Source organism: Pseudomonas sp. FIP_A4 (assembly GCF_036701605.1).
Classification (GTDB): Bacteria; Pseudomonadota; Gammaproteobacteria; order Pseudomonadales; family Pseudomonadaceae; genus Stutzerimonas; species Stutzerimonas phenolilytica.
In genome coordinates, this window is sequence record NZ_JAYDXP010000107.1 from 63,550 (window position 1) to 90,132 (window position 26,583).

Sequence of the window (26,583 nt, forward strand, 5' to 3'; positions counted from 1 at the left end):
CAGGGGGGAACGCTCATGATCAATCTGGCAGGGCAGGCGCGGGCGCATCCGGCAGCGCCGCAGCCAGGCGGTCTGCTCGAACGCTACCGGCAGGTGCGCGCCACCAGCGAAGCGCTCTGCGCGCCGCTGCAGGTCGAGGATTACGTGATCCAGAGCATGCCTGCCGTCAGCCCGCCGAAATGGCATCTGGCGCATGTCAGCTGGTTCTTCGAGACCTTCCTGCTGCTGCCCTACCTGCCCGGCTATCGGCGCCTGAACGACGCCTACGACTACCTGTTCAACTCCTACTACCAGACCCACGGCACGCCGTTTCCGCGCGCCTCGCGCGGCGTGCTGTCGCGCCCGGGGGTCGATGAGATCTACCGCTACCGCCGGCATGTCGACCAGGCGATGGGGGAGCTGCTGATTGCCCTGCCGCCTGCACAGGCCGGCGAGATCGCCCGGCGCGTCGAACTCGGCCTGCAGCATGAGCAGCAGCACCAGGAGCTGCTGCTGATGGACATCAAGCACATCCTCGCGCAGAACCCGCTGCACCCGGTCTATCGCGACGACCTGCAACCGCCACCCAGCGCCACGCCGCAACGGCCGCGCTGGCACGAGCATGCCGGCGGCGTGCAGCACATCGGCCACGCCGGCGGCGGCTTCGCCTTCGATTGCGAAACGCCAAGGCATCGCCAGTTCGTCGAGGACTTCCAGCTCGCCGAGCGGCCGGTGAGCAATACCGAATACCTGGCATTCATCACCGACGGCGGCTATGCGCGCCCGGAACTGTGGCTATCCGATGGCTGGGACCTGATCCAGCAGGCCGGCTGGCACGCGCCGCTGTACTGGCTGCGTGCCGACGACGCCTGGCTGGAGATGACCCTCGGCGGACTGCGCACGCTGGACGCGCACGCGCCGGTCTGCCATGTCAGCTATTACGAGGCCGACGCCTATGCCCGCTGGGCCGGCGCCCGACTGCCGAGCGAGGCGGAATGGGAAGTGGCCGCAGCCGACCAGCCGCTGACGGGCAACTTTCTGGAGAGCGACTACCTGCAGCCGATCGCCGCGCCCAGCACACACGACGGCCCGCAGCAGCTGTTCGGCGACGTCTGGGAATGGACGGCCAGCGCCTACCTGCCCTATCCGGGTTTTCGCCCGCTGCCCGGCAGCCTCGGCGAGTACAACGGCAAGTTCATGTCCGGCCAGATGGTGTTGCGTGGCGGCTGCTGCGCGACGCCGCAATCGCACCTGCGGATCACCTACCGCAATTTCTTCCAGCCGGCGATGCGCTGGCAGTTCGCCGGGCTGCGCCTGGCCAGGGGGCTCTGAAGATGGCGCTGGCCATTCATTTCCATGACCGACTGCAACAACCGCATGCGGCCTCGCTTCGCGAGGAAACCCTGCGCGGGTTCGCCGCCACGCCGAAACGGGTGTCGCCCAAGTTCTTCTACGATCGACGCGGCTCCGAGCTGTTCGAGCAGATCTGCCAACAGCCGGAGTACTACCTCACCCGTACCGAGGAGCGCATCCTGGCCGACGCGGCGGGCGATATCCGCGAGATCGCCGGGCCACGCAGCGATCTGATCGAGCTGGGCAGCGGTGCCAGCCGCAAGGTGCGCCTGCTGCTCGAAGCGCTGCACCCTGCCAGCTATCTGGGCATCGACATCAGCGAGGACTTCCTGCGCAGCAGCACTCAGCGCCTCGCCGCCGATTACCCGTGGCTGGAGGTGCACGCCGCCTGCACCGATTTCTCCCACGAACTGGCGCTACCCGAGGACTTTGCCAGCGAGCATCCGCTGGTGTTCTTTCCCGGCTCGAGCATCGGCAACTTCACCCCGGAGGAAGCCGCGGCCTTGCTGCGCCACCTGCACGAAGTGCTGCCGGTCGGCGGCGGGCTGCTCATCGGCGTCGATCTGGTCAAGCCGCGCGCGGTGCTGGAAGCGGCCTACAACGACCGCGCGCAAGTCACCGCTGCCTTCAATCTGAATCTGCTGCAGCGCATCGGCAATGAGCTGGACAGCGATATCGACCCGTCGCGCTTCGCCCACCACGCCTTCTTCAACGAGGCCGAGTCGCGCATCGAGATGCATCTGGTCAGCCGCCAGGCGCAGGATGTGACCGTCGAGGGCCGGTGCTTCCATTTCGACGCCGGCGAAAGCCTGCATACGGAAAACTCCTACAAATACACGCTGCACTCCTTCGCCGCGCTGGCCGATGGCGCCGGCTTCGACTGCCGCGCGCAGTGGACCGACCCGCGCGAGCTGTTCAGCGTGCACTACCTGCAGCGCCGCTGAATATGCTGTCCGCGTCCCGTCTCAGCGGCCTCTTCCTCGGCCTGCTCGGCCTCTGTGCCAGCGCGACGCTGCCCGCAGCGCAGCCGGAGCTGCGCATCACCCAGTTGCAGCGCTGCGGCGATCTGCTTGCCAAAGGACCATCGAGCTGGTGCCTGCAGGCCAGTGACCCGCTCGACGAGGATGTGCGGGTGCTGCTCGGCGGCCAGCCGATACCCGCCGATCAGCTCGAACGCGATGGTGCGCGCCTGCGCCTGACCCTGCCGGCCGGGCAGCCCAGCGCGCCGCTATGGCTGGAACGTGAGGGTCGGCGTAGCAATCCGGTGTGGCTGTCGCGCGGGCGCAGCCAGGTGCTCGCCGCCAGCGACAAGGAAGTCGCCGAAAACATGGACGGGCTGACCACCTACGTCGATCTGGCGAGCCTGATCATCGAGGAAGATCAGGACGGGCTCGCCACCGCGCAACGTCTGGCCGAGAAGTACGGCGCGAAGGTCGTCGGTGCCATCGTGCCGCTCAACACTTACCAGCTGCGCCTGCCGGTGACGAACCTGACCGAGCGCGATGCCATGCTGCTGCGCCTGGGCAGCGAGGTCGGCGTCGATGCCGTGGTGATCGAGGAATCCGGCGCCGAGAGCGGCGAAGCGGAGCCGGGCCGCGCGCGCCGACAGAACCCCGAGTGGGCGGCCAACCGTTTCCTCGATGCGGTGGACTTCTATCGCCGGCATCTTCCGCCGCGTGCGACAACCGGCGAAGGCGAGCCGATCCGCATCGGCGTGATCGAGCGCAACGTGGATTTCGATGCGCCGGGCTTCGCCGGTTACCTGCAACCGTGCGACCCGACGGCGGGCCGCACCTGCCTCTACGCCCGTGACGCCCGCCAGCCCGACGGCCACGGCAGCAGCGTGGCCGGCATTCTCGCGGCGCGTGGCGAGGCGCACGACAGCGGTTTTCTCAGTGCGCTGGATGAAACCGGCCCCGGCTTCGAGGTGATCGTCGAGCGCAACTCCGACGCCGGCATCACCGCCAACATCGCCGCCTCGGTGAATCTGGTGCAGGACGGCGCGCGCATCCTCAACTGGAGCTGGGGTATCCACCGCATCGGCACGCTGAACGTCGAAGGCGAGCCGGTGGATTCGCTGCTGCGCTCGGGTATCGCCATGAGCGGTTACGAGGAATTGCTGGAGGAGTTCTTCCTCTGGCTGCGCCGCGAGCATCCTGACGTGGTGGTCATCAATTCGGCGGGCAACGGCTCGGCCCGCTCCGGGCACGACGATTACCGCCTGCCCTCCTCGTTCATCACCGAGCAGCTGCTGGTGGTCGGCGGCCATCAGCTCAGCGAACAGCGCGGCCTGCCGGTCGAGGACCCGCGCTCGGTGGAAAAACGCCAGTCGTCCAATGTCGACATGCGCGTCGACATCACCGCCGCCGCCTGCATTCGCGCCGCGACGTACGACGGCGAGCCGGGCGAGGTGCATTGCGGCACCTCCTACGCCACGCCGCTGGTGGCCGGCGCGGTGGCGGCCATGCTGTCGATCAACCCGCGCCTGCAACCCGAGCAGTTGCGCGAGCTGTTACGCCGCAGCGCGATGACCATCGGCGCGGACTTCGAGGCCGCCGAAGCGGACGACCTGACCGCACCGATCCTGCCGTCCGAGCGCAACTACCAGCTGGACAACCGCGACGTCGGTCGCTCGGCCCGGCTGGACATGCGCAAGGCACTGGAGCTCGCCGCCGACAGCCTGCGGCACCGCCGCTGAGGCTAGTGGCCGCCGGCGGCCAGACGGTCGAACAGCTCGGGCACCAGCGCACCCTCGCCCTGTTCGCTGAGCCGCTGGCGCAGCGTATCGCTGCCCGGCTCCTGGCCTTCGAGGATTGCCAGCAGGCGCGAGCCGCGTTCGGTCAGCACGAAGTTTTCGCCGTTGCCACCAGCCTCCTCGGGCCGCGAGGCGATGAAGCCGCCCTCGAACAGCAGACGCTCGTAGTCCGCCGCCTCGGCGCGCAGGCTGTCGAGGTTGGGCAGCGGTCGCCCGGCGCTCTCCAGCTCGGCGGCGTAGTCCTCGGCGTAGCGGCGCGGCTTGAAGCTGTCGTTGGCGGACTGCCGGACTTCGTGCAGCAGGCGCAGCAGCAGGTCCCAGTTGTAGCTCATGGCTCGTCTCCCGTGGCTGGTCATCGCCCCGCGGAAAACGAGGCGCCTGCAGTTGGGACTAGTCGGCGCGACGAGGGTTCGCCGCGCGCCAGGCGCTGAACTAAAGCGTGTACGTGGCGATCCACCGTTGCAGAACGCCGAACCGAGGAGAACCGCCATGCGCCATCTGATCGTTCCACTCGCCGTCGCGCTGCTCGCCAGCCCGGGCGCCTACGCCACCTGCACACCGGATGAGGTCACAGCCAAAGCCGAGCAGCTGGCCGAGCGCGTCAACCAGCTGGCGCGCAGCGACCCGCAGCGCGCCAAGGAGATCAACGAGGAAATCCGCGAGATGCAGGCCAAGCGCACCGCCGACCAACTGGGCGACGAATGCCAGGCCTACGACAAGCGCCTGCAGCAGATCGAGCAGGCGGAATCGAAGGTGCAGACCAAGGAGTGAGCGCGATCGCCGGCTGTCACTCCGCAGCCGGCTTCTTGCGCTTGAGCGGCGCCAGCCCGTCCTGGCTGACCACCGGCGACGGCGCCGGACGCGGCGAGTTCTTCGGCCGCTTGGCAGCCGGCTTGGCCTTCTTGTCGGGGCTGCCTTTCTTCTTCTCGAGCTTCTTTTTCTTGCTGCCGGCGGCCTTGCCCGAGGCCTTGAGGTTCTTCGGCCCTTGATAGGTGCCTTTGAGCCCCTTGATCACCCGGCGCTCGAAACGCTGCTTGAGGTAGCGCTCGATGCTGGACATCAGGTTCCAGTCGTTGTGGCAGATCAGCGAGATGGCCAGACCTTCGCCGCCGGCCCGCCCGGTACGGCCGATGCGGTGGACGTACTCGTCGCCGGAGCGCGGCATGTCGAAGTTGATGACCAGGTCCATGCCTTCGATATCCAGCCCGCGCGCCGCCACATCGGTGGCGACCAGCACCTTGACGCCGCCCTGCTTGAGGCGCTCGATGGCGAGCTTGCGCTCCTTCTGGTCCTTCTCTCCGTGCAGTACGAAGACCTTGGTGCCGGCGGCAACCAGGTGCCCGTAGAGGCGGTCGGCCTGGGCGCGGGTGTTGGTGAACACCACGGCCTTCTGGTAGGTCTCGTTGGCCAGTAGCCAATGCACCAGCTTTTCTTTATGCGCAATGTCGTCGGCGGTGATGATCTGCTGACGCGTGCCCTCGTTCAGCTCGCTGACACGGTTGAGCTGCAGGTGCAGCGGCTCGCGCAGTACTTGCGCGGCCATCTCGCGCAGGCTCGCACCGCCGCTGGTGGCGGAGAACAGCAGGGTCTGCTGGCGCTTGGCGCACTCGCCGACCAATCGCTGCACGTCTTCGGCGAAACCCATGTCCAGCATGCGATCGGCTTCGTCGAGGATGAGGATTTCCACGTCCTTGAGGATCAGCGTGCCGGCATTCAGGTGCTCGATCATCCGTCCGGGCGTACCGATCAGCACGTCCGGCACCTTGCGCAGCATGGCGGCCTGCACCTTGAAATCCTCGCCGCCGGTGATCAGCCCGGACTTGATGAAGGTGAACTGCGAGAAGCGCTCGACTTCCTTGAGCGTCTGCTGCGCCAGTTCACGCGTCGGCAGCAGGATCAGCGCCCGCACATCGACGCGCGGCTGTGCATCGCCGATCAGCCGGTTGAGCATCGGCAGCACGAAGGCAGCGGTCTTGCCACTGCCGGTCTGCGCCGTCACGCGCAGGTCCTTGCCCTCCAGCGCCGGGGGGATGGCGGCGACCTGCACGGCGGTCGGCTCGACGAATTTGAGTTCGGCGACTGCCTTGAGCAGGCGTTCGTGCAGGGCGAATTGGTCGAACAAGGGTGCTACCTCGGAAAAGTCGGATAAAAACGGTGGCATAGGTTAACCCGTCTGCCTGGCAAAGGCGCGATTACGTAACGGCGGCATATTCTGCAAGCGCAACTGACGCTAAGCTGAGCACACGGCTTAATTCCATGAGGACCGAACATGCTCAAGCACACGCGTATCGGCGTTGCGGTCGCTCTGACCGCCCTGCTCGGTGCAATCCCTGCGGTCCAGGCTCAGCCGCCGCACGACGGCAAACCAGGCCGGGGCGAAAAGGGCAACAATCATGCGCCGCGTTATGATCAGGACTATCGCCGCCACGGCCCGTCGGTCGATCTCGGCGATGTACGCATCACCCTGCGCAGCCATCGCGATCTGCTGGCGCCGGTTTCCGCTCTGCCGCCGGGCATCTCGAAGAATCTGGCGCGCGGCAAGCCGCTGCCGCCGGGTATTGCGAAGAAGATGGACGGCCGCCTGCTGAGCCACCTGCCTTACTACCCAGGCTACGAGTGGCGTCAGGTCGGCCGCGATGTGGTGCTGATCGCCATCGCCACCGGCATCGTCTACGAGATTCTGGACAACGTACTCGACTGAGCGGCGCCGCTGGCGCTCAGCGCGGCTCGCAGGTGAGCTGGATGCGCAGGCGGAGAATCTCGCGCTTGAACTTGGCGGTCAGGATCTTCTGCTCGCCGGGCTGGATCTCGGTGCGGCGGGTTCGCGGCGCCTCCGGTCCATTGCGGAACACCACGGTGCAACGTGCGACGGTTTGCCCGTGGTTATGCAGCTGCAGGCCGGCCATGTCGCGGTCGATGGTTTCGGCAGAGGCCATGATCTCGGCCCCGTTGAGCTGCTGGTCGAGGTCGACTGGATAGGTCGCCGCCAGCGCGGTGAGCGGCAGCCAGGCCAGCAACAGGTAGCAACGTCGTTTCATTTCGGCTGTCTCCAACAGGGGGCGGCCAGCGTAACAGACCTACGGCACAGGAAGACCAGGGAATGAAAGGGCCTCGCGTGACACTGGAGCAATGGCGCACCCTGCAGGCGGTGATCGACCACGGCGGCTTTGCCCAGGCGGCGGAAGTGCTGCACCGTTCGCAATCGTCCGTCAGCTATACCGTCGCGCGCATGCAGGAACAGCTCGGCGTGCCTCTGCTGCGCATCGAAGGCCGCAAGGCAGCTCTCACCGAAGCCGGCGAAGTGCTGCTGCGTCGCTCGCGACAACTGGTGACCCAGGCCAGTCAGCTGGAAGAACTCGCCCACCACATGGAGCAGGGCTGGGAGGCCGAGGTACGGCTGGTGGTTGACGCCGCCTATCCCAACGCCAAGCTGATCCACACGCTCACCGAATTCATGCCCAAGAGCCGCGGCTGCCGGGTGCGTCTGCGCGAGGAAGTGCTGTCCGGCGTCGAGGACGTGCTCAAGGACGGCTCCGCCGATCTGGCGATCAGCGCGCTCGATATCACCGGCTACCTGGGCGCGGAACTGAGCACCGTCGAGTTCATTGCCGTGGCGCACGCCCAACACCCGCTGCATCAACTGGGCCGCAAACTCAGTGTGCAGGATCTGCAGAGCCAGATGCAGGTGGTGGTGCGCGACACCGGCGCACGCCAGCCGCGCGACAGTGGCTGGCTGGGCGCCGAGCAGCGCTGGACGGTCGGCAGCCTGGCGACCTCCGTGGCGTTCGTCAGCAGCGGCCTGGGCTTCGCCTGGTTGCCGCGGCACATGATCCTGCGCGAGCTGGCCGAGGGTGTGCTGGTGCCGTTGCCGCTGATTCAGGGCGGCATCCGCCGGCCGCTGTTCTATCTCTACACCAACCCCGACAAGCCGCTCGGCCCCGCCACACGGATTCTCATCGAGCTGTTCAGGACGTACGATGGTGAGCAATCTGCCGCCAGCGGCTGATCGTCATTGCCACCATCAGGAAAACCACCATGCTCAAACGCCTCGCCCTCGCCGCTTGTTCCATGCTGCTCGCCGGCCAGCTGCTGGCCGCCGACAATCCGCACGTCCTGCTCACCACGAGCCTGGGTGAAATCGAGCTGGAACTCGACGCCGAGAAAGCGCCGATCAGTGTCGAAAATTTCCTCGGTTACGTGGAAAGCGGTTTCTACGACGACACCGTATTCCACCGTGTGATTCCCGGCTTCATGATCCAGGGCGGCGGCTTCGGCGAAGGGCTGAACCAGAAGCCTACTCGCGAGCCGATCAAGAACGAGGCCGACAACGGCCTGCACAACGTGCGTGGCACCATCGCGATGGCGCGCACGCAGAACGTCAACTCGGCGACCAGCCAGTTCTTCATCAACCACCGCGACAACGACTTCCTCGACAACGGCGCGCGCGATTTCGGCTACGCCGTGTTCGGCAAGGTGGTGCGCGGCATGGACGTGGTCGACCAGATCGCCCAGGTACCGACCGGCAATCGCAGCATGATGCAGAACGTGCCGCTGACGCCGGTGAAGATCGTCAGCGCCAAGAAGCTCTGACCCCCTCCGATGACCGGCCTCGCCGGTCATCTCGCTTGCGGCAACGACGCGGCGGCCGAGCCGCTGCGCCCATCCGCGCACTGCTCTGCTACAGGAGATCGCGTAATGAGTGCCCCACAAAGCCCCCTCAATACCCCCGAAGGCCAGGCCCAGCTGCTACAGGACCTGCTCAGCGCCGAGCGTGCCGGTGCCAAGGTTGCCGGCGAATCGCTGCAGCAGGCCACCGATCCGCAGCAGCGCGAGCTGCTGGAGCAGATTCGCCAGGGCGAGATCGACAGTTGCAAGCTGCTGCTCAATTGCCTCAAGCACCTGGGTCTGGAGCCGAACCGAGACACCGGCGCCTTCTACGGCAAGGCCATGGCCATCGAATCGCTGGACGAGCGCCTGCCTTTCGTCGATCGCGGTCAGCAGTGGGTCATCCGCAAACTGCGTGAGTACCTGCCCGGCTGCGACGACCCGCTGCTGCGCAGCGAGCTGGAGCAGATGCTGCGTATTCACGAAGAGAACAGCGCAGCGTCGCACTGATTTTTTCTCTTCGCGCCTAGTCGGTGCGTGCCTATTGCGCCGTCAGTCAGCCTGCCGATACGGCAACGCCTGGCGTGCCGCCTCGGCATAGGCCTGTACACCCGCGCGTTCCTGAGTGAGGAATTCGGCCACCGCGGCACGCAAGCCGGGATGCGCCAGATAGTGCCAGGAGCGCGTGATCACTGGCTCGAAACCGCGAATCAGCTTGTGCTCGCCCTGGGCGCCGGCATCGAAACGCTGCCAGCCGGCGGCAATCGCCTGTTCGATGCCCTGGTAGAAACAGGTCTCGAAATGCAGCCGATCGAACTCACCCAGGCAGCCCCAGTAGCGGCCGTATAACACCTCGCCATCGGTGAGGCTGAAGGCCATCGCGACCGGCCGCCCATGCTGGCGCGCCAGCACCACGCGAATGGCCTGCGGCATGCGTTCGGCCAGCAGGCTGAAGAATGTCCGCGTCAGGTACGGCGCCTGCCCGCGCACGTGGTAGGTATTGGCATAACAGGCGTAGACGAAATCCCACTGTGCCTCGCTGAGCTGGTCGCCGCCCAGCCAGTCGAATTCGACGCCCTGAAGCGCCACCTGCTCACGCTCCTTGCGCAGCTGCTTGCGCTTGCGCGATGCGAGCGCGTCGAGGAAATCCTGGAAATCGCGATAGCCCCGGTTGTGCCAGTGAAACTGGCAGCCGATCCGCTCCAGCCAGCCGGCACGTCCACTCAGCACCGCGTCGGCCGCCGCATCGGTGAAGTTCAGGTGCAGCCCGGAAACGCCCTGGCTGGGCAGCGTTTCCGTCAGCTCGTCGAGCATCGCGCCGTGCGCCGGCAGATCACCCAGCAGGCGCGCGCCGTGCACCGGGCTGAACGGCACGGCGCAGAGCAGCTTGGGATAGTAGGCGATGCCGGCCCGCTGGCAGGCATCGGCCCAGGCCCAGTCGAACACGTATTCGCCGTAGGAGTGGCTCTTGCGGTACAACGGCAGCGCCGCCAGCAGCTCGCCCCGCGCATCGCGCAGCACCTGATGCGCCGGCTGCCAGCCGGTACCGGCGCCGACACTGCCGCTATCCTCCAGCGTCGAGAGGAAGGCATGGCGTACGAACGGCTGCGCCGAGGGCAGCAAGGCGTCCCAGCTGGCGGGGTCGAGGTCGACGAGTCGGGAAAGGGTCTGGATAGGCATGCCGGGCAGTCTGGCCCGTCGCGCAGACGAAAAAAAGCCCCGCCTGGGGCGGGGCTCAAGGGAGCATCACGGATGAAGTGATGTTTAGAACACGTACTGGCCGCGGATCACGAAGCCGTCGCCGTCGTCGTCGCCTTCGTAGTTGGTGATGCCATCGGTCTTGGCCTTCACGTAGGTGGCGCTCAGCTTCACCGCTTCGTTGACGTACCAGTTGACGCCCAGGTTGTGCGTCTTGCCGTCGACTTCGCCGACATCGCGCAGACCGGTGCCGTAATCGACCACACCGGCCACGGCGCCGACGCCGTTGTCGTCTTCAACGCTGAAATCGTCATAGCGGTAGAACACTTCCCACGCGCCGATCTGCTTGTTCTCCGGCTTGATCGCGTCGAACTTGCCGAGCTTATAGCCGCGGGCCTCGCCGGTCAGGGTGTAGGCAGCCTGTACGTAGAAACCATCGGCTTCGATGTCTTCTGCCGCGTTATCAGCCTCCAGGGTGCGCTTCATGTACTCGCCCTGCAGGGACAGCGGGCCGGTTGCCCAGGCCAGTTCAGCACCCCAGGCGGTGTCCTTGTCCCAATCGCCGGCATCGGAGTTGTTGTAGCCACCGAACGCGCCACGGTTGCCGCTGTTGGCTTCGGTGCCGCCTTCGGTATCCACACCGCGCATGCCCATGCGGCTGCGGAAGCGTGCATCGTAGCCATCGTCGTCGGCGTTGCGCTGAGCGAAGTTCAGACCCAAGTGCAGGACGTTGCCAGCTTCGTGCAGCGGGGCGAAGACACCGCGCAGGTTGAGCTGCTTGGTGCTCTGGCCGTTGTCATCGCCGTTGTCCTTGGCGCTCAGGGTTGCGGCACCGAACAGCGAGTCGCCAGCAGTGGCGGCCACTTCGATACCCATGCCGTTCTGGTGACCGTTGACCCATTCCATCAGGTCATAAACCGAGTTGCGCTCCGGCGCGGTGACCCACTTGGAGCTGGTGGCCTTCTCCAGACCGAAGATGGGGTCGAAGCGGCCGAAGCGGATTTCGACCGGCTTGAAGCCGGTGTAGGTGATCGACGCTTCATCGAAGTAACCGTCGTCGCTGCTGCCGGCGTTGTGCGCCAGGTCATAGCTGAGCAGGTATTTCCAGTCCTTGTAGGCGACGCCCGAAACCTCGATGAACGCACGGCGGAAATAGGAGGCATCCTGACTGCCGCCATCTTCGGTGTAAAAACCGTCGAACTGGCTGTAGTCGGCCTGCAGGCGACCACCGAGCTTGAAGCTGAATTCCTTGTCCGCTGTGGCTACTTCCAGGCCACCCTTGGTCTTGATAACGATATCGGCGCCATCGGTGGTGACGGTACCGGCGAAAGCCTGGGCGGAAACGGCCAGAGCCAGAGCGCTGGCGGCGAAACCGGCGAAGTGCTTACGGATCATCCAAAATTCCCCTTTATGTTTAGCGTCGGAAACACACGAGATGGGCTCTTTGTGTTGGGGGGAATCTTGGCGACGACTTATTGCAGCCAAGTGGCTGTTAGATAAAGGTTTTATGACACCGGAACTTTCCTGCGAGGCGCATTCCAGAGCATCCCGGCAGCGTCGGCAGCCCTCTTGAGGCGCCGCAGCGGCGCCATCAGTCGGCCGACTTTCGCTCGGCCGGCCGCCGTGCGCCGGCCACCAGCTTGTCGATTGCCTTGGCCGCCGCCGCCATACCGAAGCTGGCGGTGACCATCATCACCGCGCCGAAACCACCGGCACAGTCGAGCTTGACGCCTTCGCCAACGAAGCTCTTGCTCTGGCACACGCCGCCATCGGGCTTGGGGTAGCGCAGCTGCTCGGTGGAGAACACGCAGGGCACGCTGTAGCTGCGTCCCGGCGTGCGCGAGAAGTTGTATTCGCGACGCAGCAGGGCGCGCACCTTGGCCGCCAGCGGGTCGTTGAAGGTCTTGTTCAGGTCGGCGACCTGGATCTGCGTCGGGTCCACCTGCCCGCCCGCACCACCGGTGGCGACGATCTGGATCTTGCGCCGCTTGCACCAGGCGATCAGCGCCGCCTTGGCCGGCACGCTGTCGATGCAGTCGATGACGCAATCCAGGTTTTCGGTGATGTACTCGGCCATCGTCTCGCGGGTGACGAAGTCCGCCACCGCATGCACGCGGCAAGACGGATTGATGGCATGAATGCGCGCGGCCATTTCGCCCACCTTGGGCTTGCCCACGGCCCCCTCGACGGCCTGGATCTGCCGGTTGGTGTTAGTGATGCAGACGTCGTCCAGATCGAACAGGCTGATCTCGCCGACACCGCTGCGCGCCAGCGCCTCGGCCACCCAGGAGCCGACTCCACCGATGCCGACCACCGCGACGTGAGCAGCCGCCAGCCGCTCGAGACCGATGCGGCCATACAAGCGGGCGATGCCGCCGAAACGCTGTTCATCGATAGACATGCCGACTCCCCGGAAAAAGACCCGCCGATTATAAGACCTCGCCGCGCCACAACCACCGCAGCCGAGCGTCACCGCCGCCACGGCTTTGCTTTAATATGGCGCCCTTTCCCCGCCGTACCGGAGCCGTGATGACCGCCCCCGCCCTCTCCCCGACGCTCGAACTCGCCTGCGAGCTGATCAATCGTCCGTCCGTCACGCCGTTGGACGAAGGCTGCCAGCAGCTGATGAGTCAGCGTCTGGCGGCCTGCGGCTTCGCCATCGAGCCGATGCACATCGAGGACGTGGAGAATTTCTGGGCGATTCGTGGCAACGAAGGCCCGGTGCTGTGCTTCGCCGGCCACACCGACGTGGTGCCGACCGGCCCGCTGCAGGCCTGGCAGAATCCGCCGTTCAGCGCGCGCATCGACGAATCGGGCATGCTCCACGGGCGCGGCGCCGCGGATATGAAGGGCAGCCTGGCGGCGATGATCGTCGCGGTGGAGCGCTTCACCGCTGACTATCCGCAGCACCAGGGGCAGATCGCCTTTCTCATCACCAGCGACGAGGAAGGCCCGGCGCACCACGGCACCAAGGCGGTGGTCGAACGCCTGCGCGAGCGCGGCCAGCGGCTGGACTGGTGCATCGTCGGCGAGCCGTCGAGCACCGCGCTGGTCGGCGATGTGGTGAAGAACGGCCGCCGCGGCTCGCTCGGCGGCACGCTGACCGTGCGCGGCCAGCAGGGCCATGTCGCCTATCCGCACCTGGCGAAGAACCCGATCCACCTGGCCGCGCCGGCGCTCGCGGAACTCGCCGCCGAGCACTGGGACGATGGCAACGCGTTCTTCCCACCGACCAGCTTCCAGATTTCCAACCTCAACGCCGGCACCGGCGCGACCAATGTCATCCCCGGCACGCTGGAAGCGGTGTTCAACTTCCGTTTCTCCACCGAATCCACCGTCGAGCAGCTGCAGCAGCGCACCGCCGCCATTCTCGACAAGCACGGCCTGGACTGGAGCATCGACTGGGCACTGTCGGGCTTGCCCTTCCTCACCGAGCCGGGTGCGCTGCTCGACGGCGTGGCCAAGGCGATCCGCAGCGTCACCGGTCGCGAGACCACGCCGTCCACCAGCGGCGGCACCTCGGACGGACGCTTCATCGCCACCCTCGGCACCCAGGTGGTCGAGCTTGGACCGGTCAACGCGACGATTCATCAGGTCGACGAGCACATCCTCGCCAGCGACCTCGATCTGCTCACCGAAATCTACTACCAGACCCTGGTGAACCTGCTCGCATGCTGATCTGCCCGATCTGCCAGGCGCCGCTGAGTGCGGTCGACAATGGTGTCATCTGTCCGGCCAATCACCGTTTCGACCGTGCGCGCCAGGGCTATCTCAATCTGCTGCCGGTACAACACAAGAACAGCCGCGATCCGGGCGACAACCAGGCGATGGTCGAGGCGCGCCGACGCTTCCTCGACGGCGGCCACTACGCGCCGCTGGCCCGGCGTCTGGCCGAACTTGCGACCGAACGCGCACCGCGGCGCTGGCTGGACATCGGCTGCGGCGAGGGCTACTACACCGCCCAGCTCGCAGCGGCGCTGCCGCGGGCTGAGGGCTATGCATTGGATATTTCCCGCGAGGCGATCAAGCGTGCCTGCAAGCGGGCGCCGCAACTCGAGTGGCTGGTGGCGAGCATGGCCCGCGTGCCGCTGGCCGACGCCAGCTGCGATCTGGCGGCGAGCGTGTTCAGCCCGCTCGACTGGAACGAAGCCCGCCGCGTGCTGGCATCCGGCGGCGTGTTGTTGCGTATGGGGCCGACGCGCGAGCACCTGTGGGAGCTGCGCGCACGGTTGTATGACGAAGTGCGCGACTACGATGACGAAAAGCACCTGTCGCTGATCCCGGACGGCATGCACCTGGCGCATAGCGAAACGCTCAGCTACGCGCTGCAACTGGACGATGCGCAGGCGCGCGCCGACCTGCTGGCGATGACGCCGCACGGCTGGCGCGCCAGCGCCGAGCGACGCGCCGCGGTGATCGATACAGCGCTGAGCGTGCGGGTTGCGATACGCTACGACCTGATCCAGCGCGACTGACCTCCGACCCATACAAGGCCACCGACATGCGTCAACCGGACATCGAGATCTACCTCAGGGACGCCAGCCAGGAGGCTGTCGGCGCTTGGCTGGAACAGGCCATCGGCGCCTGCACGCCCTGGCAGCAGAAAGGTCAGACCTTCAAGTGCAGCGCCGCCGGCATTCCGGTGATCTGGTTGCCGAAGGCGGTCGGCAAATGGCACTGCCTGTTGCTGGAAAGCGACGCCACACCGTGGGAAGACGACCTCGCCTGCGCGCGTGCCGCACATCAGGCGCTGGGCGTGGAAATCCGTTGTGCGCCAGGCGGCTGGCAGGAAGAAGAATCCGACGACGAAGCCGATCGCTGGATACGCATCAGCACCGATGGCGAGCAGGAAATCGTCTGGCGCACGGGCTGATCCGCGGCTGGCGCCGATGCCCCTGAAAAGCACAAAGCCCGTCATCAAGACGGGCTTTGCGTTTGCGCGAGCGAAGCTCAGACGCCGGCAACGTCCTCGGCCTGCAGGCCCTTCTGGCCCTGGATCACCGAAAATTCCACCTGCTGACCCTCGGTCAACGAGCGGTGGCCCTCGCCACGAATCGCGCGGTAATGCACGAACACGTCGGCACCGTTGCCCCGCTGAATGAATCCATAGCCTTTTGCATCGTTGAACCACTTGACGGTTCCGGTCTCGCGTTCAGCCATTACCCACACTCCAACTCGCTTTTTGTTATTCCTCTGACGAGGGGCTTATCGGTGCTGCGCCATAGAGGCTACTGAGACGGGCAGCCACCGTCGCCGGAGTATAAAACAACGCCCGTGGCTGTCAGCCCCCATTTCTCCCGGTATCGGGCGGTGGCCAGGGCCGCCGGCTCAGGCCGCCCTGCGCCGGCGCCAGATCCACAGGGCCAGCGCCGCCAGCGTCAGCAGCAACGGCACCAGCACGATATTGGCGAACTTGAGCGTCCGCCCCAGCGCCTCGATATCGGCATTGAGCTGGTAGCGCACCTCGCGCAGTTCCTTGCGGATACGCAGCTTTTCCTGCAGGAACTGCTGCAGTGCGCTTTCCTGCTCGGCAGTCAGTTCCAGCGCCTGCTCCGGGTCGCTGCTCTGCAGCTCGGCCAGTTTCTGCTCGGTGGCGGCCAGCCGTTGCTGGAGCACCTCTTCCTGCTCGCGGAAGCGGTTCTCCGCCTGACGCTGCAGCTCCTCGACCACCACGAACGGCCGCGTGAAGCGACCGCGCGAACGCACGCTGATCAGCGCATCGGTGCCCGACAGGTTGTCCAGCGCGTTGATCACGAAGGCACCGTTGTCGGCCCACGGCTGCGGCACGCGCTGGCCGAAGAAGTCCTGCACCTGTACCCACATGCGATCGCTGAGCAGGTCGGTATCGGCGATCACGATCACGTTGATGCGCTCGCTCTCGGCAAGGCCGTCCTTGCGCCCCTCGATGCCGTCGGGGAATGCCGTCTTCGCCGGCCCCTGGATGCGCGCGCCGAGCGTGTAACGCTGGCCGCTCGGGTCCAGGCCGCGCAGCAGGGTTTCCGGGTTGTCCAGCGTGACGAAGCGCTGCGCCTCCACCGGCATGGCGTAGGTCGAGCTGTGCAGCAGCGGCGTGAAGGTCGTTCCGGCGCCCTCCAGCGGTTCGAGGATACCGGCGCTGGCCAGCGTCAGGTTTTCCAGCGAGGCGGTGGTGACGTCCTGCGCGTCGACGGCCGCGTGTGGCAGGCTCAGCCAGCCCGGATGGCGCACCGGTCGGCGTTCGGCGCCCACGCCCACGGACATCGCGTAGGAGGCATCGGCAATCGCCTGCCCCGGCAGCAGCCGCGCGCCCCAGGCCTTGAGCAGCGGCTCCAGATCGGAGGCGCGATCCTCGGCCGCCTCGCCCGGACCGAAGCTCATGCCCGGATCGGCTTCGCTGAACGGATCGACGAATGCCAGCAGCTTGCCGCCGCGCAGCACGAACTGATCGATGGCGTACAGCGTCTGCTCCGGCAGCTGCTTGGGATGGATCAGCAGCAGCACCGAAACATTCGCCGGGATCATGTCGATGTCGCGCTTGAGGCTCTCGATATGGAACAGCTGGCGCACTTCCTCCAGCACCATCCACGGCGGCGTCGCCTGCTGGGTGCGCATGTCGAAGCCACCGTTGATCTGCAGGTCGGAAAGCACGCCAACCACCGGCAGCTCGGCCTTCGCCAGGCTCTGCACCAGACGGCTGATCTCGTATTCGAGAAACTCCTCCTGGTCCAGCGGGAAGAACGGGATGATCTGCGTCATGCCCTCGGCGTTACGCCCGGCCAGGCCGAAGTAAACCTTGTCGCCACCCTGGTTCAGCGGCACCGCCTGCAGGCCGAACTCGGCGGCGCGATCCTCGTCCTCGGAGAACGGCTGCGGATCGATCACCTGCAGCTTCAGCTTGCCGCCCGAGGCGCGCTCGTAGGCGCGCAGCATTTCCTCGACGCGCCGCGCGTAGTTGCGCAGCTGCACCAGCTCCTTGGCGGTTTCATCGGAATAGAAGAAGTGCAGCTCGATCGGCTCCTGCAGGCTGTCGAGAATGCGCTCGGTGCCCTCGGAGATGGTGTAGAGCTTCTGCTCGGTCAGATCCAGCCGTGCATTGGTGAACAGCACGCCGGACAGCCCGTTGAACACCAGGAATGCCAGCGCGATCAGCAGCAGCCCGGCACCGGAATAGATGACTCGTTTCATGGCGGTTCCTCAGGCGGCTTTCTTCAGATCGACGACCACAGCGGTGGCGGCCAGCCAGGCGACGATCAGCGTGACGAAATACAGCAAGTCGCGCAGGTCGATCACGCCCTTGCTGATGGAGTCGAAGCGCACCAGGAAGCTCAGCGAGGCGACTGCGTCGATCAGCCACTGCGGTGCCCAGGCAAAGGCATCGAGCACCATCGGCAGGCCGCTGACGATGAACAGGAAGCACACCGCAACCGCGAGGATGAAGGCGATCACCTGGTTCTTCGCCAGCGCCGACATGCACGAGCCGATCGCCAGGAAGGCGCCGGCCAGCAGCCAGCTGCCGACATAACCGGCGAGGATCGCGCCGTTGTCTGGCTCGCCCAGGTAGTTGACGGTGATGACCATCGGAAAGGTCAGCAGCAACGCGATACCGGCGAACACCCAGGCGGCGAGGAACTTGCCGGTCACCGCCTCGAAACGGGTGATCGGCAGCGTCATCAGCAGCTCGATGGAGCCGGATTTGCGCTCCTCCGCCCACAGGCGCATGGCGACGGCCGGAATCAGGAACAGGTACAGCCAGGTATGGAAGCTGAAGAACGGCGTGAGATCGGCCTGGCCGCGCTCGTAGAAGCCGCCCAGGTAGAAGGTGAACACGCCCGACAGCACCAGAAAGATCAGGATGAACACGTAGGCGAGCGGCGTGGCGAAATAGCTGGCCAACTCGCGCTTGAAGATAATCGGCAACTGGCTCATTGCGCCTCCCCGCGGGTCAGAGTACGGAACACCTCATCCAGCCGGCCGCGCTCGACGTCCAGCTCCTTCACCGCCCAGCCACGCTGGCTGATCAGCGCATTGACCTGCGGGAAGATCACCTGCCCCGGCTGCGCCAGCACGGTCAGGCTGCCGTCGCTGCGGTTGGTCTCCACCCCGGCGACACCCGGCAGCGCCGCCAGCGCATCGGCATCCAGCGCGCCGTCGCCGACCAGCGTTACCGCCTGGTGGTATTTCGAGCGTCCTTCCAGCTCCAGCGGCGTACCGTCAGCCACCAGTCGGCCGCCGGCGATCACCAACGCGCGGGTGCACACGGCACTGACCTCTTCGAGAATGTGCGTGGAGATGATCACGATCTTGTCATGCGCCAGCCCCTGGATCAGCTCGCGCACCTGATGCTTCTGGTTCGGGTCGAGGCCATCGGTGGGCTCGTCGAGGATCAGCACGCGCGGATCGTGGAGGATCGCCTGTGCCAGTCCGACCCGGCGCTTGAAGCCCTTGGAAAGCGTCTCGATGGACTGGCCGAGCACCTTTTCCAGCTCCACCTGCGCGACCGCCGCCTCGACCCGCTGGCGCTTGGCTGCGCCGCGGAAGCCGCGCACCTCGGCGATGAACTCGAGGAAGCCGCGCACGCTCATGTCGCCGTAACAGGGCGCGCCTTCGGGCAGATAGCCGATCTGGCGCTGGGCCTGCAGCGTCTGCGTCTGGATATCGTGGCCGAAGATGCTGGCGCTGCCGGAGGTCGGCGCGAGAAAACCGGTCAGCATCTTCATGGTGGTGGACTTGCCGGCGCCGTTCGGGCCGAGAAAGCCCAGCACCTCGCCCGGCTGGACGCTGAACGACAAGGCATCCACCGCCGTGTGCTGGGCGAATCGTTTCGTCAGACTTCTTAATTCGATCATGAGGGTCTGTTCCTGGCTCTCACCCTGCTGGAAGGTCCGCCCCGTTCGTCGAGACGACCCGATGCGGGCAGGACTATAAGGAGAGGCCGGACAGCATTGCAACGGCCGCGCGTGCGCGGACCGTCAGCCGCCCGCATTGAGCGTTTCGCCTTGCGCGGTAAGCGGTTACGGCGCGGATTCGTCGTCCGCGTCGGGGACTGCAGGTTCCAGCAGATCGTCGAAATCGGTCTTGAGTCCCTGCTCCATGCCGTCCAGCTCGGCGAGCAGGCTGCGAAAGCTGGTCTGCTCGCGCGGCTCGTCCTGTGGTTCCTCGGCAGCCAGATCGGCCCGTGCCTGCAGATCGGCCGGCACGGCCGCGTCTTCCTCATCCACCACCGGCCGCAGCTCCGGCTCCATTTCGCGCAGCACCGCCAGCGGCGGTAGTTCGTCGAGATTCTTCAGGTTGAAGTGGTCGAGGAACTGGCGCGTGGTGGCGAACATCGCCGGCCGCCCCGGGACGTCGCGATGACCGACCACGCGGATCCACTCGCGCTCCAGCAGCGTCTTGACGATCTGGCTGTTGACCGCCACGCCGCGGATGTCCTCGATCTCGCCACGGGTGATCGGCTGGCGATAGGCGATCAGCGCAAGGGTTTCCAGCAGCGCGCGCGAGTAACGCTGCGGGCGCTCCTCCCACAAGCGGCCGACCCACGGTGCGAAACGCTCACGCACCTGCAGGCGGTAGCCACTGGCAACCTCCTTCAGCTCGAAGGCGCGGCCCTTGCAGGACTTTTCCAGCACGTCCAGCGCTTTCTTCAGCTGCGCCGAAGATGGCCGCTCGGCCTCCTCGAACAGCTCGGCGAGGCGTTCCAGCGACTGCGGCTTGCCCGAGGCGAGCAGAAAGGCTTCGAGCAGCGAAGCGAGGTCCTTGGGATCGGACAGGTCCACGGATGACTCCTGACTTGAGCTATTCGGTACGGCTGCGCACGTGGATCGGCGCGAAGGGCTCATTCTGCACCAGCTCGACCAGCGATTCCTTGATGAGTTCGAGCACCGCCATGAAGGTCACGACGACGCCGAGGCGCCCTTCCTCGACACGAAACAGCGCGACGAACGGCACGAAAGCGCCACCCTTGAGCCGTTCCAGCACTTCGCTCATGCGTTCGCGGGTCGAGAGCGCCTCGCGCGTCACCTGATGGCTCTCGAACATGTCGGCGCGACGCAGCACCTCGGCCATCGACACCAGCAATTCTTCCAGGCTGACATCCGGCAACAGCTTGCGCGCACGCGCCTCGGGGGCATCCAAGCGCGGCACGTGCAGTTCGCGACCGACGCGCGGCAGCTCATCCAGATCTTCGGCGGCTGCCTTGAAGCGTTCGTATTCCTGCAGACGGCGGATCAGCTCGGCGCGAGGATCGTCTTCCTCCTCGGCGGCTTCGGCCGAGCGCGGCAGCAACATACGCGACTTGATCTCGGCGAGCATGGCGGCCATCACCAGGTACTCGGCGGCCAGCTCCAGGCGCACGCTCTTCATCAGCTCGACGTAGCCCATGTACTGGCGGGTGATTTCCGCCACCGGAATATCGAGGATGTCGATGTTCTGCTTGCGGATCAGGTACAGCAGCAGGTCGAGCGGCCCCTCGAAGGCTTCGAGGAACACCTCCAGCGCATCCGGCGGAATGTACAGGTCCAGCGGCAGCTCGGTGACGGCCTCGCCGTACACCAGCGCCAGGCGCAGCTGCTCGCCAGGCTGGTTCGATTGGGCGTCCGGCGTCTCGGTTTTTTGCATGGAAGTCTCCGCGCGCGGCTCAGCGATAGCCGAGGCCCATTGCCTGGCGGACCTCGACCAGCGTCTCGCGCGCCTCGTCGCGGGCACGCTCGGCACCGTCGGCAAGGATACTGCGCACCAGATCGGTGTTCTGCTCGTAGTCCAGCGCGCGCTCCTGCAGCGGCGCCAGCTCGGCGCGAATGGCGTCGATCAGCGGCGCCTTGCATTCCAGGCAGCCGATACCGGCACTGCGGCAACCCTGCTCGGCCCACTGGCGCACCGCCTCGTCCGAATGCGTGACATGCATCTGCCACACCGGGCAGCGCGTCGGTTCGCCCGGGTCCTGGCGATGTCCGCGTGCCGGATCGGTGGGCATGCGGCGGATTTTCTCGGCGACCTCCTCGGACGTGTCGCGCAGGAAGATCGCGTTGCTGTTGGACTTGGCCATCTTGCCGCCGTCGAGGCCGGATATCTTCGGCGCATCGCTCAGCAGAGCCTGCGGCTCGGGCAACAGCAGCTTGCCACAGCCTTCGAGGTAACCGTACAAGCGCTCCTGATCACTGAGGGTAATGGTTTGCTGCTCCTTGATGATGGCGCGCGCGGTGCCCAGCGCCTCCACGTCGCCCTGCTCCTGATAGCTCTTGCGCAGGCTGGTATAGAGCTTGGCGGTCTTCTTGCCGAGCCTGCGGATGGCCGCCTCGGCCTTGTCCTCGAAATCTGCCTCGCGCCCGTACAGGTGATTGAAGCGTCGGGCCACGTCACGGGCGAACTCGATATGCGGCAGCTGGTCGGCGCCCACCGGCACCAGCCCAGCTCTGTACAGCAGGATGTCCGCGGCCTGCAGCAGCGGATAGCCGAGGAAACCGTAGGTATCGAGCTCCTTGTGCTGCAGATGCTGTTGCAGCTCCTTGTAGGACGGCACCCGCTCCAGCCAGCCCAGCGGGCAGATCATCGACAACAGCAGGTGCAGCTCGGCGTGCTCGGGCACATGAGACTGGATGAACAGGGTCGCCGAACTCGGGCTGACGCCGGCAGCCAGCCAGTCCACCGCCATGTCCATCACGTGCTGGGCAATCGCGCCGCTGGCTTCGTAGTCGGTGGTCAGCGCGTGCCAGTCGACGATGCAGAAGTAGCATTCGTATTCGTGCTGCAGACGGGTCCAGTTCTTCAGCACACCGTGGTAGTGGCCCAGGTGCAGACGGCCGCTGGGGCGCATGCCGGATACCACGCGCCGCTGCGAATCGATGGAGCTCAAAAGGCTGTCCTTGTCGGATGGAGAGAACGCAACGGGCTCAGGCCATGAACGGCGCGGGATCGCCGCAGCCGACCCGCAGCACCTGCGGCTGGTCATCCACCAGACTGACCACGGTGGAGGCTTCGACGCCACCGTAACCGCCGTCGATGATCAGGTCCACCTGATGCTCGAGGGCGTCGCGCATCTCGTACGGATCACTCATTGGCAGCTCGTCGCCCGGCAGGATCAGGCTGACGCTCATCAGCGGTTCGCCCAGCTCCGCCAGCAGCGCCTGGGCGATCGGCTGCGCCGGCACGCGCAGGCCGATGGTGCGACGCTTGGGGTGCAGGAGCATACGCGGCACCTCGCGGGTGGCCGAAAGAATGATGGTGTACGGCCCCGGGAGGTGAGTCTTGAGCAAGCGGAAGGCTGCGGTATCGACCTTGGCAAACATGCCGAGCTGCGACAGGTCGCGGCAGGCCAGGGTGAAGTTGTGCTTGTCGTCCAGCTGGCGCAGCCGGCGGATGCGCTCGATACCGGATTTATTGCCTATCGAGCAGCCCACGGCATAACTCGAATCGGTCGGATAGACCACCACGCCGCCCTGGCGGATGATCTCCACGGCCTGCTTGATTAGCCGCGGTTGCGGATTATCTGGATGAATCTGGAAAAACTGACTCATGGCGACTCCCTGTTCAGCTGGCAGCAGATCTGCGGCACTCATGATCGAAACATCTCCATAACGGCGACAAATCCTCCGGCAGGGGGCGGTACAACCCCAGCTCGGACCAATCGCCCGGCGCGTGAAAGTCGCTGCCGGCACTGGCCTTCAGGCCAAACTCGCGCGCCAGGATCGTCAGCCCGCCCACCTGTTCGAGCGGTTGCATGCCGTTGACCACTTCCAGCGCATGGCCGCCCGCCTGGACGAAATCGGCCACCAGTCGGCGCCGTTTGCTGCGCGTAAAGGCGTACTGCCAGGGATGCGCCAGGCTGATCCAGGCATCGGCTTCACGCAGCGTGCTCACGGTCTGTTCGAGGCTCGGCCAATGCTGCTTCACATCGCCCAGTTTGCCGGCTCCCAGCCACTTGCGGAACGCCTCGGCGCGGTCGCGCACATGCCCAGCGCGCACCAGGAACTCGGCAAAATGCGGTCGGGCTGGCGCATTGCCGCTGTCGCCCAGCTCCTGCTGCACCGCCCGCGCGCCGTCCAGCGCAGCGGGCATGCCCTTGGCCGCCAGGCGCTCGGCAATCAGTTCGGCGCGCCGCCAGCGGCCATCGTGCAGCGCGGCAATGGCGCTCAGCAGCGCTGGCGCCGTGCGGGAAAAACCGTACCCCAGCACATGAATGGTAGCCCCGTTCCACTGGCAGGAAAGCTCGATGCCATTGATCAGCCGTATCCCCAGCGCGCTGGCGGCGGCATGCGCCTCGTCGAGCCCTTCGAGCGTGTCGTGGTCGGTCAGCGCCAGCAGCTCGATGCCGCGCCCATGCGCGCGCTCCACTACCAGCGACGGCGCAAGAACGCCATCGGAAGCGGTGCTGTGGCAATGCAGGTCGACAATCATCAGTGGGGCTCGTTACTCAAGAGGCGGATCGGAAATGCAGGTTGCCGCGCGCTGGCGCAACGGCGGAAAGAACAGCGCGTCAGTGTACGCTGCATGAAGGGCGTCTGGCGCGCCCGCCGGCCAGCCGTTGTCGTTGAGACCGCCCGGCAAACGCTTGGTGCTGCGCATTCGGCACATGCGTTCCGCCGACAATCCGGTTTGCTATTATGCCGCCCACTCAAGGTTGCCGGCCCGCATCGTGAAACAATTCATCGATTTCATCCCGTTGCTGCTGTTCTTCGCGGTCTACAAGCTCGAGCCACGGATCGTCGAAATCGCCGGGCACAAGTTCGCCCTCGGCGGCATTTTCAGCGCAACGGCAGTGCTGATCCTCAGCTCGTTGCTCGTCTACGGCGCGCTCCTGGTCAAGCAACGGCGCCTGGACAAGAGCCAGTTGATCACCCTCGCCGCCTGCCTGGTGTTCGGCGGATTGACCCTGGCGTTTCACAGCGAAACCGTGCTCAAGTGGAAGGCGCCGGTGGTCAACGCGCTGTTCGCGCTGGCTTTCGCCGGCAGTCAGCTGTTCGGCGACAAGCCGTTGGTTCAGCGCCTGATGGGCCATGTGGTCGAGCTACCCGCCGCGCAATGGGCCCGGCTGAACGCCGCCTGGGTCGCCTTCTTTCTCGTCTGCGGCGGCGCCAACCTCTTCGTCGCGTTCACCTTCCCGGCCATCTGGGTCGATTTCAAGGTCTTCGGCAGCCTGGGCCTGACCCTGCTGTTCATGATCGGCCAGAGTTTCTACCTCGTCCGCCACATGCAGACGACTCCCGCACCGTCCAAGGAGTAACCATGCTGTACGCCATCATCGCCACCGACGCCCCGAACTCCCTGCAGGAACGCCTTGCCACCCGCCCGGCCCATCTCGCCCGCCTGGAAGCGCTCAAGGAAGCAGGCCGACTGGTACTCGCCGGACCGCATCCGGCAATCGACAGCAACGATCCGGGCGCGGCCGGCTTCACCGGCAGCCTGGTGGTGGCCGAGTTCGACTCGCTGCAAGCCGCGCAGGAATGGGCCGAAGCCGATCCCTACAAGGCCGCCGGCGTCTACAGCGATGTGCTGGTCAAGCCGTTCAAGAAAGTGCTGCCCTGACCGAAACACAAGGATCAGCCTGGCTGCGGATTCACCGTGGCCAGCACCAAGGAGAAGGTAGTCAGATGCATCGTGCCCTGTTTCCCCTGCTGCTGGCCGTGAGCCTGCTCGCACCGACCGTTCACGCCCAGGAAGCCCCCGCAGCGGATGTGGAGGAGCAGACGAGCGAAGACGCCGCCCCGGCAGCGACCGATAATGCGCCGGCAATCGACACTTTGGCCCTGCAGCGCCTGCGGCAGGAGAACCAGCGCCTACGCCTGCAGCTGCAGGAAGCGCAGAGCCAGGCCCCGCTGCCCTTGCTCAGCGAGGAACAGAAATGGTTCGCCGTCGGCGGCAGCGTCGGCGTCGCGAGCTTCCTGCTCGGCCTGCTGGTGACCCGCGGGCGCCGGCGTCGCCAATGGCTGAACTGAATCATTCATGAACGAACTGCTGCTGATCGATGACGACCACGAACTGTGCGAGCTGCTGATCAGCTGGCTAGCGCAGGAAGGCTTCGTCGCCCACGCCTGTCACGACGGTCAGAGCGCCCGCGCCGCGCTGGCCGAGTTCCAGCCGGCCGCCGTGGTACTCGACGTGATGCTGCCCGACGGCAGCGGCCTGGAGCTGCTCAAGCAGCTGCGCAGCGAACATCCCGGTCTGCCGGTACTGATGCTCTCCGGGCGCGGCGAACCGCTGGACCGCATCCTCGGCCTGGAGCTTGGTGCCGACGACTACCTGGCCAAGCCCTGCGACCCACGCGAACTCACGGCGCGCCTGCGTGCCGTGCTGCGCCGCAGCCTGCCGCCGGCCACGCCCAGCCAGCTGGAACGTGGCGACCTGTGCTACAGCCCGGCGCGCGGCGTCGCCAGTATCGGCGGACACGATGTCAGCTTGACGCTATCCGAGGGCCGCATCCTCGAAGCGCTGCTCGCCCAGCCCGGCGAACCGCTGGACAAGCAGGCCCTCGCCCAGCATGCCCTGGGACGCAAACTGACCCTCTACGACCGCAGCCTCGACATGCATGTCAGCAACCTGCGGCGCAAGCTCGGTCCGCATGCCGACGGCAGCCCGCGCATCGTCGCGCTGCGCGGACGCGGCTACCTGTACGCCGGCTGAGCGTCTTTACCGAGCCTTTACCCGACGCTGACCGCGCTTGACCTTGCCCTCCCTAGACTGAACTCATCCGGTCACAGACCAGCCGCCGCCCGAAAAACCCGGCGCAGAGTCCGCGAACCGGCTTTCATCACAGGAGTAACCAAGATGCGCAAATCCCTCATCGCCCTGCTGTTCGTCACCGCTATTCCCACTGCCGTCATGGCCATGCCCGGCGCCATGCGGGACGGCGGCCAGTGCCCAATGGGCGGCAAACAGGGCCCGCGGATGTTTCAGGAACTGGACCTGACCCGCGAACAGCAACGCGAAATGCACAAGCTGATGGGCGAGCAGATGCAACAGCGTCGAGCCGTCACCCAGCGCTACCTGGACAAGCTGCCGGAAGCCGAACGCAAGGCCATGCAGGACGAGATCCAAAAGAGCCGCGATGACATTCACAAGCAGATGCGCGCGCTGCTCAAGCCCGAGCAGCAGAAGGCCTTCGACGAAAGCCTGAAGAAGATGGCAGAGAGGCGCGCCGAACGCGCCGAGTTCCTCAAGTGGAAAGCCGAGCGCGATCAGCAGAACTGATCGTCGCACTTACCAACCGCCCGGCCGGTGCGCAC

General features: G+C 65.9%; 32 protein-coding genes. 16 read left to right on the forward strand and 16 right to left on the reverse strand.

From position 1 onward, the window contains the following. Window positions 1-15 precede the first annotated feature (15 nt). From egtB to U8L64_RS02520, 3 genes are read left to right on the forward strand one after another with little or no spacing between them, the layout of a single operon-like run. Complete coding sequence (gene egtB, locus U8L64_RS02510; RefSeq protein WP_156716494.1) at window positions 16-1,311, forward strand: ergothioneine biosynthesis protein EgtB; 1,296 nt, start codon at window positions 16-18, stop codon at window positions 1,309-1,311. 2 nt (window positions 1,312-1,313) lie between these two features. Next, on the forward strand, window positions 1,314-2,276 hold the full coding sequence (gene egtD, locus U8L64_RS02515) for an L-histidine N(alpha)-methyltransferase (protein WP_054095221.1): 963 nt from the start codon (window positions 1,314-1,316) through the stop codon (window positions 2,274-2,276). A 2-nt stretch (window positions 2,277-2,278) separates the two neighbouring features. Then, on the forward strand, window positions 2,279-4,030 hold the full coding sequence (locus U8L64_RS02520; RefSeq protein WP_333393737.1) for a S8/S53 family peptidase: 1,752 nt from the start codon (window positions 2,279-2,281) through the stop codon (window positions 4,028-4,030). 2 nt (window positions 4,031-4,032) lie between these two features. Here U8L64_RS02520 and U8L64_RS02525 read toward each other — a convergent pair whose 3' ends face one another. Beyond that, window positions 4,033-4,419 carry a transcriptional regulator gene (locus U8L64_RS02525; RefSeq protein ID WP_167137753.1) on the reverse strand — a complete coding sequence of 129 codons (387 nt, stop codon included), beginning with the start codon at window positions 4,417-4,419 and terminating at the stop codon, window positions 4,033-4,035. A 157-nt stretch (window positions 4,420-4,576) separates the two neighbouring features. Here U8L64_RS02525 and U8L64_RS02530 point away from each other — a divergent pair, with 157 nt between their 5' ends. Further along, a complete protein-coding gene (locus U8L64_RS02530; RefSeq protein WP_043296672.1) occupies window positions 4,577-4,858 on the forward strand; it encodes a hypothetical protein in 282 nt (93 codons plus the stop codon). Window positions 4,859-4,874: 16 nt separating this feature from the next. Here the strand turns inward: U8L64_RS02530 and U8L64_RS02535 are convergent, their stop codons facing one another. Then, window positions 4,875-6,209, reverse strand: a complete 1,335-nt coding sequence (locus U8L64_RS02535) for a DEAD/DEAH box helicase (protein WP_333393742.1) — start codon at window positions 6,207-6,209, stop codon at window positions 4,875-4,877. Window positions 6,210-6,356: 147 nt separating this feature from the next. On the opposite strand from U8L64_RS02535, the gene U8L64_RS02540 reads away from it, so the two are divergent. Beyond that, window positions 6,357-6,788 (forward strand): anti-virulence regulator CigR family protein, encoded by a 432-nt coding sequence (locus U8L64_RS02540; RefSeq protein WP_077683905.1) that lies wholly within the window; start codon window positions 6,357-6,359, stop codon window positions 6,786-6,788. 16 nt (window positions 6,789-6,804) lie between these two features. Here U8L64_RS02540 and U8L64_RS02545 read toward each other — a convergent pair whose 3' ends face one another. Beyond that, window positions 6,805-7,125, reverse strand: a complete 321-nt coding sequence (locus U8L64_RS02545; protein ID WP_008570086.1) for a hypothetical protein — start codon at window positions 7,123-7,125, stop codon at window positions 6,805-6,807. Window positions 7,126-7,187: 62 nt separating this feature from the next. On the opposite strand from U8L64_RS02545, the gene U8L64_RS02550 reads away from it, so the two are divergent. The 3 genes from U8L64_RS02550 to U8L64_RS02560 all read left to right on the forward strand — a co-directional run bounded on the left by U8L64_RS02550 (window position 7,188) and on the right by U8L64_RS02560 (window position 9,202). Continuing rightward, complete coding sequence (locus U8L64_RS02550; RefSeq protein WP_054095214.1) at window positions 7,188-8,093, forward strand: LysR family transcriptional regulator; 906 nt, start codon at window positions 7,188-7,190, stop codon at window positions 8,091-8,093. Between the two features lie 29 nt (window positions 8,094-8,122). Continuing rightward, window positions 8,123-8,677, forward strand: coding sequence for a peptidylprolyl isomerase A (locus U8L64_RS02555; RefSeq protein WP_003289470.1), 555 nt, complete (start codon window positions 8,123-8,125; stop codon window positions 8,675-8,677). A gap of 105 nt (window positions 8,678-8,782) precedes the next feature. Continuing rightward, on the forward strand, window positions 8,783-9,202 hold the full coding sequence (locus U8L64_RS02560; RefSeq protein WP_003289468.1) for a DUF6306 domain-containing protein: 420 nt from the start codon (window positions 8,783-8,785) through the stop codon (window positions 9,200-9,202). A 42-nt stretch (window positions 9,203-9,244) separates the two neighbouring features. Here the strand turns inward: U8L64_RS02560 and U8L64_RS02565 are convergent, their stop codons facing one another. From U8L64_RS02565 to tcdA, 3 genes are all read right to left on the reverse strand, one after another. Further along, window positions 9,245-10,372 (reverse strand): GNAT family N-acetyltransferase, encoded by a 1,128-nt coding sequence (locus tag U8L64_RS02565; protein WP_333393749.1) that lies wholly within the window; start codon window positions 10,370-10,372, stop codon window positions 9,245-9,247. Window positions 10,373-10,456: 84 nt separating this feature from the next. Further along, complete coding sequence (locus U8L64_RS02570) at window positions 10,457-11,785, reverse strand: OprO/OprP family phosphate-selective porin (RefSeq protein ID WP_008570089.1); 1,329 nt, start codon at window positions 11,783-11,785, stop codon at window positions 10,457-10,459. Between the two features lie 196 nt (window positions 11,786-11,981). Then, entirely contained in the window at window positions 11,982-12,791 is an 810-nt protein-coding gene (gene tcdA / locus U8L64_RS02575) for a tRNA cyclic N6-threonylcarbamoyladenosine(37) synthase TcdA (RefSeq protein ID WP_333393753.1), read from the reverse strand. Between the two features lie 128 nt (window positions 12,792-12,919). On the opposite strand from tcdA, the gene dapE reads away from it, so the two are divergent. Genes dapE through U8L64_RS02590 form a run of 3 tightly spaced genes read left to right on the forward strand, consistent with a single transcriptional unit; the run spans window position 12,920 to window position 15,263 of the window. Next, complete coding sequence (dapE, locus tag U8L64_RS02580; protein WP_333393755.1) at window positions 12,920-14,068, forward strand: succinyl-diaminopimelate desuccinylase; 1,149 nt, start codon at window positions 12,920-12,922, stop codon at window positions 14,066-14,068. Continuing rightward, window positions 14,062-14,865 (forward strand): putative RNA methyltransferase, encoded by an 804-nt coding sequence (locus U8L64_RS02585; RefSeq protein ID WP_077683901.1) that lies wholly within the window; start codon window positions 14,062-14,064, stop codon window positions 14,863-14,865. The genes dapE and U8L64_RS02585 overlap by 7 nt, the downstream gene beginning before the upstream one ends. 26 nt (window positions 14,866-14,891) lie before the next feature. Continuing rightward, complete coding sequence (locus U8L64_RS02590) at window positions 14,892-15,263, forward strand: hypothetical protein (RefSeq protein ID WP_333393758.1); 372 nt, start codon at window positions 14,892-14,894, stop codon at window positions 15,261-15,263. 77 nt (window positions 15,264-15,340) lie between these two features. On the opposite strand, the gene U8L64_RS02595 is transcribed toward U8L64_RS02590, so the two are convergent. From U8L64_RS02595 to U8L64_RS02640, 10 genes are all read right to left on the reverse strand, one after another. Next, a complete protein-coding gene (locus U8L64_RS02595; protein WP_003289458.1) occupies window positions 15,341-15,550 on the reverse strand; it encodes a cold-shock protein in 210 nt (69 codons plus the stop codon). Window positions 15,551-15,718: 168 nt separating this feature from the next. Continuing rightward, window positions 15,719-17,554 (reverse strand): GldG family protein, encoded by a 1,836-nt coding sequence (locus U8L64_RS02600; RefSeq protein ID WP_333393761.1) that lies wholly within the window; start codon window positions 17,552-17,554, stop codon window positions 15,719-15,721. Between the two features lie 9 nt (window positions 17,555-17,563). Further along, window positions 17,564-18,295: an ABC transporter permease subunit gene (locus U8L64_RS02605; protein WP_077683898.1), complete on the reverse strand. Its 732-nt coding sequence runs from the start codon at window positions 18,293-18,295 to the stop codon at window positions 17,564-17,566. After that, entirely contained in the window at window positions 18,292-19,215 is a 924-nt protein-coding gene (locus U8L64_RS02610) for an ABC transporter ATP-binding protein (RefSeq protein WP_003289454.1), read from the reverse strand. The genes U8L64_RS02605 and U8L64_RS02610 overlap by 4 nt, the downstream gene beginning before the upstream one ends. Window positions 19,216-19,380: 165 nt before the next feature. Then, entirely contained in the window at window positions 19,381-20,142 is a 762-nt protein-coding gene (gene scpB, locus U8L64_RS02615) for an SMC-Scp complex subunit ScpB (RefSeq protein ID WP_003289453.1), read from the reverse strand. A gap of 19 nt (window positions 20,143-20,161) precedes the next feature. Next, the gene (locus U8L64_RS02620; protein WP_165595035.1) at window positions 20,162-20,860 is read right to left on the reverse strand and encodes a segregation and condensation protein A; all 699 of its coding nucleotides are present in this window, start codon (window positions 20,858-20,860) and stop codon (window positions 20,162-20,164) included. A gap of 142 nt (window positions 20,861-21,002) precedes the next feature. Beyond that, the gene (locus U8L64_RS02625; protein ID WP_333393766.1) at window positions 21,003-22,217 is read right to left on the reverse strand and encodes a tryptophan--tRNA ligase; all 1,215 of its coding nucleotides are present in this window, start codon (window positions 22,215-22,217) and stop codon (window positions 21,003-21,005) included. 37 nt (window positions 22,218-22,254) lie between these two features. Next, the gene (locus tag U8L64_RS02630) at window positions 22,255-22,878 is read right to left on the reverse strand and encodes an L-threonylcarbamoyladenylate synthase (RefSeq protein ID WP_003289450.1); all 624 of its coding nucleotides are present in this window, start codon (window positions 22,876-22,878) and stop codon (window positions 22,255-22,257) included. Window positions 22,879-22,891: 13 nt separating this feature from the next. Next, entirely contained in the window at window positions 22,892-23,758 is an 867-nt protein-coding gene (locus U8L64_RS02635; RefSeq protein WP_077683893.1) for a PHP domain-containing protein, read from the reverse strand. A gap of 12 nt (window positions 23,759-23,770) precedes the next feature. Continuing rightward, the gene (locus tag U8L64_RS02640) at window positions 23,771-23,926 is read right to left on the reverse strand and encodes a hypothetical protein (protein WP_180981456.1); all 156 of its coding nucleotides are present in this window, start codon (window positions 23,924-23,926) and stop codon (window positions 23,771-23,773) included. 70 nt (window positions 23,927-23,996) lie between these two features. Between U8L64_RS02640 and U8L64_RS02645 the strand changes: the two genes are divergently transcribed. The 5 genes from U8L64_RS02645 (at window position 23,997) to U8L64_RS02665 (ending at window position 26,548) form a co-directional block, all read left to right on the forward strand. Further along, window positions 23,997-24,584, forward strand: a complete 588-nt coding sequence (locus U8L64_RS02645) for a septation protein A (protein ID WP_333393771.1) — start codon at window positions 23,997-23,999, stop codon at window positions 24,582-24,584. A 2-nt stretch (window positions 24,585-24,586) separates the two neighbouring features. Next, entirely contained in the window at window positions 24,587-24,886 is a 300-nt protein-coding gene (locus U8L64_RS02650) for a YciI family protein (RefSeq protein WP_043296687.1), read from the forward strand. Between the two features lie 65 nt (window positions 24,887-24,951). Further along, window positions 24,952-25,296: a hypothetical protein gene (locus U8L64_RS02655; protein WP_054095200.1), complete on the forward strand. Its 345-nt coding sequence runs from the start codon at window positions 24,952-24,954 to the stop codon at window positions 25,294-25,296. Between the two features lie 7 nt (window positions 25,297-25,303). Further along, a complete protein-coding gene (locus tag U8L64_RS02660) occupies window positions 25,304-25,981 on the forward strand; it encodes a response regulator transcription factor (protein WP_077683892.1) in 678 nt (225 codons plus the stop codon). 144 nt (window positions 25,982-26,125) lie between these two features. After that, window positions 26,126-26,548, forward strand: coding sequence for a Spy/CpxP family protein refolding chaperone (locus U8L64_RS02665; protein ID WP_054095199.1), 423 nt, complete (start codon window positions 26,126-26,128; stop codon window positions 26,546-26,548). The last annotated feature ends 35 nt before the right edge of the window (window positions 26,549-26,583 follow it).